This window comes from Colwellia sp. F1 (assembly GCF_056238625.1).
Genome location: NZ_JBWDLI010000010.1, coordinates 183,353 through 195,606, shown reverse-complemented (window position 1 = coordinate 195,606; position 12,254 = coordinate 183,353). Strand labels below are relative to the sequence as shown.

Below are 12,254 nucleotides of genomic sequence, written 5' to 3'. Positions count from 1 at the left end.
TTCATGCCCAACGCTTTGGCTAGTGCTAGGCACAATTAACCATGTGATTTTAGCTAAAATAAAAGCAATATAAATTAACAAGCCAAGACTCAGCGCTTGTGCTATTTTTTTATGCGGTAATTTTGCTGTTAAGCTGTTAATAAAGTTGAAGTTATTGGGTAAAACCATTGAGTTAACCATGAAAGTAAAATAAGCATTATGTGACGACTTAACCATTGTGCGCGAGCTATGATACTTGACATATATATCTGCAACAAGTAGAGAAACTTTATTTTACAAATTAATTAAAGGGCTAATACGCTTTGTAGCGCGACATAATCGGTGGTAGCAATTTAATTTACAGACTATTAGGGTGATGCGTGCGTAGCATATGTTATACTTTTGTTATTGAAATCAAAAATGAAAACACAAAGACAAGGATTTAGTATGAATAAGAAAATCACCAAAGCCGTTATTCCTGTGGCTGGCTTAGGTACCCGTATGTTACCTGCAACAAAGGCTATCCCTAAGGAGATGCTACCTATTGTTGATAAACCATTAATTCAATATATTGTTGACGAATGTGTTGCTGCAGGTATTAAAGAAATTGTTTTGGTAACTCATTCTTCTAAAAATGCCATTGAAAACCATTTTGACAAATCATTTGAGCTTGAAACCACATTAGAAAAACGTGTTAAACGCCAGTTGCTTGATGAAATTCAGGCTATTTGCCCTAAAGATGTGACTATACTACATGTTCGCCAAGGTGAAGCAAAGGGCTTGGGGCATGCGGTATTAAAAGCACGTCCTATTATTGGTAATGAACCCTTTGTTGTGGTGCTACCCGACGTTATTTTAGATAGCTCAACGGCTAATTTAAAAACTGAAAACCTAGCAGCAATGTTGGCTCGCTATAACGACGTGGGTGGGTATAGCCAAATAATGGTTGAACCTGTACCTATGGAAGAAGTCAGTAATTATGGTGTGGTTGACTGTGGCAATGTTGAGTTAACTCCAGGTGACTCTAAAGCGATGACAGCCATTGTTGAAAAGCCTGCAATAGATGAAGCACCGTCAAATTTAGCGGTAGTTGGCCGCTATGTATTGTCAGAAAAAATATGGGAGTTATTAAAATTAACCCCGCCGGGCGCAGGTGATGAAATACAATTGACCGATGCCATTGCTATGCTGATGGACAAAGAAACAGTGGAAGCTTTTCATATGACAGGTAAGTCTCATGATTGTGGCTCTAAGTTGGGCTATATGAAAGCGAATGTTGAATATGCCATGCGCCATGAAACATTAGGCGAAGAGTTTACACAGTATTTGAAAACCTTGTCACTATAATATGGGGTAGGGCGGTGAGTCATTCCGCCCATTAAACACCTTAATAAATAAAGCAATACACAGATAAAACAGTCAATTATTTAACAGTTGTTCACCAAACAGTAGATTACTCAATATGGAACTTTTTAATAAATCTATACAAGAAAAAGCAGCATTGGCTAAATGCCGGACTATTTTTTCATTGTTTGAACCAGCCGAAGAGGCAAACCATGCCAATAATAGAGCCGACTGTTTTTCTGTTAGTGCAGCTGGCCTTTACCTTGACTATGCCAAACAAAATATTAGCCAAACAGAGCTAGATGCCTTGATTGACTGGGCAAAAAACGAGGGCTTAACACAAAAAGTTCAGGCGATGTTTCGTGGCGATAAAATTAATAATACCGAGCAACGCGCTGTTTTGCATACGGTATTGCGAGCGCCTGAACAGGTTAAAAAACAAGTGTTAGCCACAGAAGCTACGCAAGTACAAGCAACAGAGCAGCGTATGGCAGCTATTGTTAATGATGTACAGCAAGGGAGAAAATTAAGTGCGACCGGTGAGAAGTTCACTGATGTCTTAGCCGTTGGTATTGGAGGCTCTTACTATGGCGTTAAAGTTGGTTTAAGCGCTTTGCAACCGTATCACTGTACAGGGTTAAAGGTGCATCTTGTTGCCAATGTTGACGGTAGCGCAATCACTGACAAACTGAATAGCCTTAAGGCTAGTACAACCCTAGTAGTGATAATTTCTAAAACCTTCACCACACAAGAAACGTTATTAAATGCTAAAACTATTAAGAGCTGGATGCGAGCGCAGCTGTGCGCTGAGTACGGTAACTTGCGCCCAGACAAGGCAGCGCGCATGGGGAGTGACGCCATTAAAAAACAATGGTTTGCTATTAGTAGCCATGTTGAAAAGGCAGTAAGCTTTGGTTTAAACGCTGACCATGTACTGCCAATGTGGGACTGGGTTGGTGGGCGGTTTTCTGTGTGGTCTGCTGTGGGTTTACCCCTTGCTCTAGCTATTGGTAACCAGCATTTTAATGCTTTTAAAGCGGGGGCTTATCAAATGGATAAGCACTTTCAACAAGCCGACTTTGCGGATAATATGCCTGTGCTAATGGCATTACTTGGGTTATGGAACCGTAATGGTTTAGGTTATGCTCATTTGGCTGTGCTGCCTTATAACCATGCCCTGAGGGCGTTGCCAGGTTATTTGCAACAAACCGATATGGAAAGCAATGGTAAATCAGTTTCCACACAGGGTAATGCACTTCACTGGCCTACTGCCCCAATTGTTTTTGGTCAAGAAGGTACAAACAGTCAACATGCTTTTATGCAGTTGATGCACCAAGGGGATGACATTATTCCCACCGACTTTATTGTTGCTTTACAAGGAAATAATAGCTTAGAGGAACACGATAAAATACTGGTCGCTAATTGTTTTGCACAAAGTGAAGCGTTAATGCAAGGTAAAAATATTGCACAAGTTACAGCAGAATTAGTGAATAAAGGCATGAGCAAAAGCGACAGTGCTTTGTTAGCGCCACATAAAACAATGCCAGGAAATACGCCCAGCAATACCTTGTTAATGACCCAACTAACGCCTCAAAACTTTGGCGCATTGCTAGCATTATATGAACATAAAATATTTGTACAAGGTACTTTGTGGCAGGTTAATTCGTATGATCAATGGGGGGTTGAATTAGGCAAACAATTAAGTGAGCAAGTACTTACCTATATGGATGACCAGGCTACAGAGAGTAGCATGTCGTCATCAAGTCTTAAGTTAATAGCGCAGTGGGGTAAGGTGGCTAAAAATAAAGACAGGAGCGGGTAAAATAATTAGTAAAGTATCTTGCTTTAAATCAATATTAGGTCCTTTTTAATTAGCAGCATTTAAGGTAGAGTATGCTCGGTTAAACGTTGATAGAACCTTCTACATTTTTTATAATTCACTTAGGCTGATATAAGCATAGGCTGATAGCAGTACATAGGCACGAAATTTTATATGAATATTTTAGTTGTTGATGATAAAAAAAATGTGCGAGAGCATGTTAGTAAACTATTAACACCCATGGGGTATACCGTTAGTACGGCAGTCAACGGTTTAGATGGCTTTGAAAAAGCACAAAAAGAGAATTTTGATCTTTATATTGTTGATCATTTAATGCCATTAATGAATGGTGCTACCTTGGCTAAAAACCTCACTCAAACACCTTTTTGCGCGCAAACACCTATTTTGTTTATGACCACGCAAAGTAAAGAGTGCGTAGAAAGCTTGCCGGAATATACCTTGTTCAACGACATAATTACTAAGCCGTTAAACGAAGAGAAGTTTATAGCAACAGTCGCGCGAATCACTAATCATGCTTTAGCAAAAGTCGCGTTATAAACGATAACACTACTATAAATTTTGCTTAAATTGTTTTATTCTTTGTCCTTGTTAAATTTCAATGGTAATAAGAACAGTAATGACTGAACAACAATTAGCACAACTTAAAGGCGCTATAAAAGCCATTCCTGACTATCCGGTAGAAGGCGTTCTATTTCGCGATGTCACGAGTCTACTTGAAGACGCAAAAACCTTTGCATTAACGATTGAGTTACTCGCAAATAAATATAAAAACCAAGGTTTCACTAAAATTGTAGGTACGGAAGCACGCGGCTTTTTATTTGGTGCCCCATTAGCGTTAGCCTTGGATATTGGTTTTATTCCCGTGCGCAAACCAGGCAAACTGCCAAGACAAACTTACGCACAAGCATATCAACTTGAGTATGGTGAAGACGTATTAGAAATTCACCGAGACGCCTTAAGTGCCAATGACAAAGTATTAATTATTGATGACTTACTCGCCACTGGCGGTACCATTGAAGCAACAACTAAATTAATACGCCGTATTGGCGCACAAGTTGACGATGCCGGTTTTGTTATTTCTTTACCTGACTTAGGCGGCGAAAAACGGCTAGAAGCCTCAGGTTTAAAACCTTTTTCACTGGTGCAATATGCGGGTGAGTAAATAATGAGCTATCAAGTTTTAGCAAGAAAATGGCGTCCTAAATGCTTTGAAGAGCTTGTTGGGCAGGCACATGTTGTTACTGTACTGGTTAATGCCTTGGCGCAACAACGTTTACACCATGCGTATTTATTTACGGGAACCCGTGGTGTGGGTAAAACAACCATTGCCAGAATTTTTGCTAAAAGCTTAAACTGTGAAACCGGTATTACCGCAACGCCCTGTGGACAATGTGATACTTGTTTAGAGATTGATCAAGGGCGCTTTGTTGATTTACTTGAAATAGATGCAGCTTCTAAAACTAAAGTAGACGATACCCGTGAGGTGCTTGACAATGTGCAATATGCCCCCACCCGTGGGCGGTATAAAGTTTACCTTATTGATGAAGTACACATGCTGTCGCGCCACAGTTTTAACGCCTTATTGAAAACCCTAGAAGAGCCGCCTGAACATGTAAAATTTATTTTAGCGACCACAGATCCACAAAAATTGCCGGTTACTGTGTTGTCGCGTTGTTTACAGTTCCATTTAAAGGCGCTCACTGTTACGCAAATAGAAAGTAAACTAACAGACATATTAGGCCATGAAGCCGTCACTCATGATAAGGGGGCTTTAACACTCCTTGCTAAAGCGGCTCGTGGTAGTATGCGTGACTCGTTAAGTTTAACAGACCAAGCAATTGCGCAAGGCCAAGGTAATATTACGCTTGCCAATATTCAGCAAATGTTGGGCGGGGTAGACCAAAACTGGGTCTATAAAATTGTTATTGCCTTATTAAAGCAAGACGGTGCGAGTTTAATGGCGCTCAGCCAAGAAATAGCGAGCTATGCCCCAAGTTATAGTCGCTTATATGCCGAGCTGATACAGTTATTTCATCAAATTGCGCTAGTACAACTGGTCGAGCAGCAATTTGATTTATCGCCAGAGCATGCACAGTTGTTGAAAAAGTTTAGCCAGGCATTAACCGCAGAAGATGTGCAGCTCTATTACCAAATATGTCTTAATGGCCGCAAAGATTTACCTTATGCGCCAGATGAACAAGCCGCCTTTGATATGACCTTGTTGCGACTGCTTGCTTTTAAACCGATGCAAAAAGAAGCTTTGCCAGAAGCAAATGCTAGCTCCCTTGAACAAACGGCTATAGCAGATAGACCCAATATCGCTCAGACAAATGATATTAATAATGAGTATACTGCAGCGCAACCAGTAGATGACCAAGCGTTAGCGCAACAAATGCAAGACATAGAACAACAAGCGGTAGAACAACACGTTGTGTTGCCGACTACGCCAGAGCCAGTGCATCAGCCTGTATTAGCGCAAGCGGCTGCAACGTCAGCGCCTGCTGATATTATACCCAACACTGTTAGTGAGCCGCCAATTCCGTCTGCGACAAACTTAGCAGCAGAGACTTTGACAACAGAAAGTTTAGCGCCAGACGTGCCAACCGTTGAAACCGCAACCACACAGTTACAAACGCCAAGTGAGCCTGCTACGTTTAATAGCCCAATTAGCTCAGTGATCGCGACAAGAAATATGCTGCGTAGTCGCAAAAAACAATTGGAGCAGCAAGGAAAAAAGTCTGATGGCGCCCTAGCGCGTCAAGTTAAGGAAACTAGGCAAACCGGGGTAAATACTGACACGCTACAGCGCAATACTGTCGAGGAAAGCAAAGGGGGAGCTAATAGCAGTGCTGGTATGGAGGCAACTGCCGCTGAGAGCATCAGTGCGGACGATGTCAGTACAGCACCAAGCGTGGATAATACGGCAGTACTGACTAAACCTGAACAGCCTTATCAAGCAGACGCTATTGATCCTGCTATTATTCGTAAAGCGAACCAAGTTGACCAATGGGCACATATGATTGACTCAATGGAGCTCACTGCACGCTTAAGGCAGTTAGCGATTCATGCAACCATTGATGAAAACTCAACCGACAACACGTTAATTCTCAGTTTAAACCAAGCAACTAAACACTTGTACACTGAGGTAGCACAACAACAGTTACAACAGAGTATTAGCCAGTTTTTAGCCCGGGAAGTGCAAGTTGTTATTAACATAGTAGCGCAAACGGTTGCTGACCCTTATCAAATTCAGTCAGACATAAACGATAAACGTTATGTTTATGCCAAACAATTATTAATAAAAGATGACATAGTACAAAGCTTAGTGCACACATTTCAAGCAACCTTAGACGAAGATAGCATTGTGGCAATTTAGTGCTAGTGCGATATTTTTTATTGCTAACACTTTTATAATTTATATTTGACACCATATTAAGAAATAAGACTAATGTAAAACAATTTATTGGAGAGTAAAATGATGAAAGGCGGCATGGGCAACTTAATGAAGCAAGCCCAACAAATGCAAGAGAAGATGCAAAAGGCGCAAGCAGAATTAGCAAATATGGAAGTGGTTGGTGAGTCTGGTGCAGGCATGGTGAAAGTGACGATGACAGGTAGCCACAATGTACGTAAAGTTGAGCTAGATGATAGCTTGATGGAAGATGATAAGGACATGATAGAAGATTTACTTGCCGCTGCGGTCAATGACGCGGTACGCCGTGTAGAAGAGCAAAATAAAGAAAAAATGGGCGCATTAACAGGCGGTATGCAGTTACCCCCAGGGATGAAAATGCCATTTTAGTGTTTTTTATCTAACTAAAACAGTTATTTAGTTTCAATGATTTTTAAATGGGTCGACTTTGGGTCACATTGTCCAAGTTTTCTAGCAATTTGATTTAGATGATCAGGTCTGAGGCTAGCGATCCATTTTACAACACACGCTTAACACTTCACCCTCAACACTTCACCCTTAACACTTCACCCTTAACACTTCACCCTTAACACTTCACCCTTAACACTTCACGCTTATACACTTCACCCTTAACACTTCACGCTTATACACTTCACGTTTATACACTTCACGTTTATACACTTCACGTTTATACACTTCACGTTTATACACTTCACCCTTAGTACGAAACTCTTAGTATAGCTTCCTAACTATCAAGAGTGTTTTTTGAGGGATAATTGTACAAGGTAAATTCATCGTTTGGGCTAGTATTGGTATATTTTTCTTATTTTTCACTGGTTTACAAAGTGGACTTACCTGGTTTGTTTTTGGTAAGTGAAAATAAATCACTATTGGTAATAATACCTTGTTGACAATTTTCTTTTTGTTGGTTAGTTTAATATTGTTTATAAAGTAAGATTAAAACATTACAGATTACATTCTAAACATTACAAAATTACGACATTAAAGAATAAAACCATAAAGTGGGGAAATATGAAAAACGTAATGACAACTCAAAAAACAAAGCTAGCATCTACGGTGCAGCAATTATTTTCAACTAAAAACATTCGCAATAATTTATCGGTTGCGTGCTTAGGTTTGGCCTTACCATTTGCGGCAGTAGCAGCAGAAGAGCCAACAGCAAATACCGCTGCACAAGATGAAGAAATTGAAGTTATTGCCGTAACAGGTATGCGAGGTTCATTAACTAGCGCTCTAGCAGAAAAACGCGATACAGATAACTTAACAGAAATTATCAACGCGATTGACATTGGTAAACTGCCAGACCAAAACTTAGCAGAAGTACTTGAAAATGTAACGGGTATTCAAATCACCCGTACAGCTGGTGTAGGTACTGGCGTACAAATTCGTGGTAGTAATGCTAACCGAGTTGAAATCAACGGTGCTTCTACAGTAGGTACTGGTGGTGGCCGTACGGGCATGAAGTTTGAAGATTTATCTGCCGCAATTATTGCGGGTGTTGAAATCACCAAATCACCGGAAGCGAAAACAACAGAAGGTTCTATTGGTGGTACGGTAAACTTGCGTACTATTCGTCCATTAGAGTTATCAGAAACATTAGGCTCACTTCGTGTACAAGGTGAAGACAGTAGTCTTACTACGGATGGGGTACAGCCTCGTTTTTCAGGCGCCTATGGTGATAATTGGGAACTTAATTCAGGTGGCAAAGTCGGTTTTGTTATCAGTGGTAGCTACTCTAGACAAGAAGCAACATCTTTTCGTCCACGTGTTGACCGTGATGGCAGCTTGGTTGAGAATAAGAATGCTGACGTAATAAGAAGTGGTGAATTAGAAAATCAAGCCGAAGACAGACCAATCGCTCAAGAATTCGACTTTCTTGGTATTCAATTCTTAAACCAAGAATTAGAAAACTTTGAATATGAAACAAAAAATATTGCCACTACGTTTGAATACGCACCCAATGCAGATATGAAGTTTTTCGTTGATGCGATAATAACAAACCAAGAACAACGTCAAGACAGTACACGTGTTCAAGCATCTGGTGTTGCGAGCCCGCTAAATTATAATTTACCTGACTCATTCCAAACAATTAACTTTGGCTCTCTTAATGGCCAAAACCTAGGTAGCATTCAAGCGGCTCAAACAGGTACCATTCAACCCTTTTTTGACGTAAAAGACTCAGATCCAAACTTACGTTTTAACAGTGATACTGGTGCACGTGTTACTGATTCTGAAGTTTATCGATTTGGTGGCGAATGGCAGGGTGATAACTTATTTGTCAGTGCTGAAATCTCACATGCTAAATCTAAAACGAGAACACCGTCATTTAACTCTCAGTTGAACTTTATCAACCCAAACACACCGCTGTCTGATTTAGATGAAAATGGTAATATTACCAGCTCTACAGATAACGATAATGCTGTACCTTTTATTTATGACTTAACAGGTAAATCATTAACTTTTGGTATTGATTTTGATTCACCTTACGCACCAAGTATTGCCGACCTCCACAACCCTGAAAATGTTGTGTTAGATCAGGTTGATATTTCTCAAAGTTCAAGTGAAAACTCAGATACAGCATTCCGTGTTGATACTACTTACTTTATTGATGACAATATCATTACCTCAGTAGATGTGGGTTACCGTTATAATAAAACTAAACATGCTGCTTTAACTATTTCTGACCGTATTGGTGGCTTTAGTAAAATGATTGATAGCCCCAATGGTACGTTATTTGAAGAGCTTCTTGTTGACGGCCCTAGCCATTTTGGCAGTGCTGATGGTCGTGAACTAGCGATGCGTAACTTTCTTATTATTGACCCAGAACGTTCATTTGATGATCCAGATGGCATCATTGACATTTTATCAAAAGCAATGATTGATAATGCTGCGATAACGGGTGGCTCACCAAGCCTTCCTGATTTAACCCCAGGTGACACTGCTGCCTTTAACATTGAAGAAGAAACACACGCATTATATGCGCAAGCAAACTTTGAATATGAAATGGTTCGTGGTAATTTCGGTGTGCGTCACTTAACGTCTGATATTGCTTCAACAGGTAATACTGTAAGTAATGGTATTGTTACACCTGTAACAACAACAGCTGATTACAGCTATACCTTACCGCGTGTAAACATTGTTGCAGATGTTACCGATGATGTTGTTTTACGTTTGGGTTGGGGTAAAGATATATTACGCCCTGATTTTGGTGATTTAAATACATCTGTGTCATATGGTACAAATGAAAACCAAGCGTTAGAGCTTGGTAATGCAGGCTTAGAACCAGAAGAAGTGACTTCTTTTGACTTATCAGCTGAATGGTATTTTGCTGAAGCAGCAGTCGTTAGTATTGGTTACTTCCAAAAAGACCGCACTAACTTATTTGTCACCTCTTTAGACAGTGCAACATTAGATGCTAATGGTTTACGTGATGATAACCCAAGTTGTTCAGGTGGTGGTATCTGGAATCCAGCAGTACAGCCAAACACTTTAGGTGACCCTAATACCGAAGGTTTATGTGTCGACCGTCAATCTAAATTTAATGACGCTGCGACAGTGACACAATCTGGTATAGAAATGGCTTTCCAGTATGACTTGTCTAGTTTTGAAGATGAGTTAGGTTGGGCGTCAGGTTTTGGTGTTTTAGCGAACTATACCATTCAAGACTATAAAGGTGGCTCTGCTACTTATACATCAGCAACTCGTGGTACTGATATATTTAATGCTATCAATGGTATTTATGACGACAGCAAGTTTGTTACTGTAAGCACCAACCAAGGTCTACTTGATTTCTCTGAAAACGCGTATAACTTTGCCATTTACTATGAGAAGCATGGTCTTTCTGCTCGATTCCGTTACACATGGCGTGAAGCGTACCGTACAGAAGATACTGCGGCGGGTGCAAGCCTTAACTCTACATTAGGTTTCCCTGTTGTTACCGATGACAGAGGCCAACTTAATGCGAGTATAAGTTATGACATCAACGACGACTTTAATATTGGGGTTGAAGCAGTGAACTTAACTGAATCAGATATTACTCAATATTGTGTGAACAAAGGTGCTATGGTGTGTGCTCAAGGTATAACAGACCGTCGTATTACTTTTGGTGCTAGCTACCGCTTCTAGGCGATAATAGCTTAACCTTAACCCGAGTGTTGCTAGTGTTTATGGTAAAGTGCTCGTGCTTTACCAGATAAGTATTAGCACTTCAAACGTTAAAAAATATAACGCAGTATTTGGCTTAAGTTAAATACTGCGTTTTTTATTAATAACTTTATTGCGCATTTGGTGTTGTTAGTTGACTCAATTGACTTACCTTTAGTTATTACCAAAATACTATTATTGGTTGACATAGTGGTCACCCTTCGTTAGGATGGTTTTGTTCTGGCAAAGTTAGTATTTAGATTTAGAGTAAGTTGGTGTTTAGTGCAAACATAACTAAAGGCTTTGCAACTAACATTGGTTTATACCGTTAATTAATTTGGTACTTATATCAAGTATTAATCTGAGCCTTAGATGAATGATCTAATACTCAGAGAAACATAAAATATATTTAGGAGTTAGACATGACAAAACCTATTATTGGTTTCATCGGCCTTGGCCTTATGGGCGGCAACATGGTTGAAAATTTACAAAAACGTGGTTTTCAAGTAAACGTAATGGATCTTAGCCAAGATGCAGTTGACGCTGTACTGGCTCGTGGTAACGCTACTCAGTTTACCTCGGCTAAAGAATTAGCAGCAGCAAGTGACATTGTTGAGTTTTGTCTTACAACTTCTGTTGTTGTTGAGAAAATTGTTTTTGGTGAAGACGGTGTTTTAGCAGGTATTAAAGAAGGTTCAACCTTGATTGACTTTGGTACGTCAATTCCAGCTTCAACCATTAAAATTGGTGCAGCACTTGCTGAAAAAGGTGTAGGCATGATCGATGCGCCATTAGGCCGTACGCCTGCACACGCTAAAGATGGTTTGTTAAACATTATGGCAGCTGGTGATATTGACACTTTCAATAAAGTTAAACCTTTATTAGAAGAGCAAGGCGAAAACGTATTTCACCTGGGTAAATTAGGTGCTGGTCATACAACCAAGTTAATTAATAACTTTATTGGCATGACGACGGTTACAGCCATGTCTCAAGCTTTTGCTATCGCTAAAGCAGCCGGTGTTGATGGTCAACAATTGTTTGACATTATGTCTGCAGGTCCGTCTAACTCACCATTTATGCAGTTCACTAAGTTCTATGCGGTAGATGGCGAAGAAAAATTAGGTTTTTCAGTGGCTAATGCTAATAAAGACTTAGGTTACTTTAACCAAATGGTTGCAGACTTAGGTAGTGAGTCTTTAATTGCTCAAGGCACTTCTGCTAACTTGCAAGCTGCAGTTGATGCAGGTCTTGGACAAAATGATGTTCCTGTAATCTTTGATTACTTTACTAAGTTAACGAAGTAGTTTGACTTAGTTTACCTGTATTATTCAGGTGAGTTATACATGTTTTTTTGATGGGATTGGTCTTGCACTTCTCTCTTTGGCCTTTCATTTGAAAGGCCTTTTTTTTGTCGGTCGCTTTGCTTTCACTGACAGAGGTTTTATCAGAGCAGTCGTTGGTAAAAGTCGTTGGTGAAGTAGTACTCGGTTATTGTGCTGGGTGTAAAGGCGTGTG

At 40.0% G+C, this 12,254-nt stretch carries 8 protein-coding genes; all 8 read left to right on the top strand.

Annotated features, from left to right (window positions below; all coding sequences use genetic code 11):
* Positions 1–426: 426 nt before the first annotated feature.
* Positions 427–1,326 (top strand): UTP--glucose-1-phosphate uridylyltransferase GalU, encoded by a 900-nt coding sequence (gene galU, locus AC0UA9_RS11560; protein ID WP_475660208.1) that lies wholly within the window; start codon positions 427–429, stop codon positions 1,324–1,326.
* A gap of 115 nt (positions 1,327–1,441) precedes the next feature.
* On the top strand, positions 1,442–3,145 hold the full coding sequence (gene pgi / locus AC0UA9_RS11555) for a glucose-6-phosphate isomerase (RefSeq protein ID WP_475660207.1): 1,704 nt from the start codon (positions 1,442–1,444) through the stop codon (positions 3,143–3,145).
* 171 nt (positions 3,146–3,316) lie between these two features.
* Positions 3,317–3,700: a response regulator gene (locus AC0UA9_RS11550; RefSeq protein WP_475660205.1), complete on the top strand. Its 384-nt coding sequence runs from the start codon at positions 3,317–3,319 to the stop codon at positions 3,698–3,700.
* A 61-nt stretch (positions 3,701–3,761) separates the two neighbouring features.
* Complete coding sequence (gene apt, locus AC0UA9_RS11545) at positions 3,762–4,325, top strand: adenine phosphoribosyltransferase (RefSeq protein WP_475660204.1); 564 nt, start codon at positions 3,762–3,764, stop codon at positions 4,323–4,325.
* Positions 4,326–4,328: 3 nt separating this feature from the next.
* Positions 4,329–6,539 (top strand): DNA polymerase III subunit gamma/tau, encoded by a 2,211-nt coding sequence (gene dnaX, locus AC0UA9_RS11540; protein ID WP_475660202.1) that lies wholly within the window; start codon positions 4,329–4,331, stop codon positions 6,537–6,539.
* A 99-nt stretch (positions 6,540–6,638) separates the two neighbouring features.
* Positions 6,639–6,965 carry a YbaB/EbfC family nucleoid-associated protein gene (locus tag AC0UA9_RS11535; protein ID WP_475660200.1) on the top strand — a complete coding sequence of 109 codons (327 nt, stop codon included), beginning with the start codon at positions 6,639–6,641 and terminating at the stop codon, positions 6,963–6,965.
* A gap of 654 nt (positions 6,966–7,619) precedes the next feature.
* Positions 7,620–10,721, top strand: a complete 3,102-nt coding sequence (locus AC0UA9_RS11530; RefSeq protein WP_475660219.1) for a TonB-dependent receptor — start codon at positions 7,620–7,622, stop codon at positions 10,719–10,721.
* 440 nt (positions 10,722–11,161) lie between these two features.
* Positions 11,162–12,043 (top strand): NAD(P)-dependent oxidoreductase, encoded by an 882-nt coding sequence (locus tag AC0UA9_RS11525; RefSeq protein WP_475660198.1) that lies wholly within the window; start codon positions 11,162–11,164, stop codon positions 12,041–12,043.
* Positions 12,044–12,254: the final 211 nt, after the last annotated feature.

Bases quoted from the DNA above. Each gene is read 5' to 3' on its own strand.
- dnaX (WP_475660202.1), top strand. From the start codon at position 4,329: ATGAGCTATCAAGTTTTAGCAAGAAAATGGCGTCCTAAATGCTTTGAA.
- pgi (WP_475660207.1), top strand. From the start codon at position 1,442: ATGGAACTTTTTAATAAATCTATACAAGAAAAAGCAGCATTGGCTAAA.
- AC0UA9_RS11525 (WP_475660198.1), top strand. From the start codon at position 11,162: ATGACAAAACCTATTATTGGTTTCATCGGCCTTGGCCTTATGGGCGGC.
- apt (WP_475660204.1), top strand. From the start codon at position 3,762: ATGGTAATAAGAACAGTAATGACTGAACAACAATTAGCACAACTTAAA.
- AC0UA9_RS11550 (WP_475660205.1), top strand. From the start codon at position 3,317: ATGAATATTTTAGTTGTTGATGATAAAAAAAATGTGCGAGAGCATGTT.
- AC0UA9_RS11535 (WP_475660200.1), top strand. From the start codon at position 6,639: ATGATGAAAGGCGGCATGGGCAACTTAATGAAGCAAGCCCAACAAATG.
- AC0UA9_RS11530 (WP_475660219.1), top strand. From the start codon at position 7,620: ATGACAACTCAAAAAACAAAGCTAGCATCTACGGTGCAGCAATTATTT.
- galU (WP_475660208.1), top strand. From the start codon at position 427: ATGAATAAGAAAATCACCAAAGCCGTTATTCCTGTGGCTGGCTTAGGT.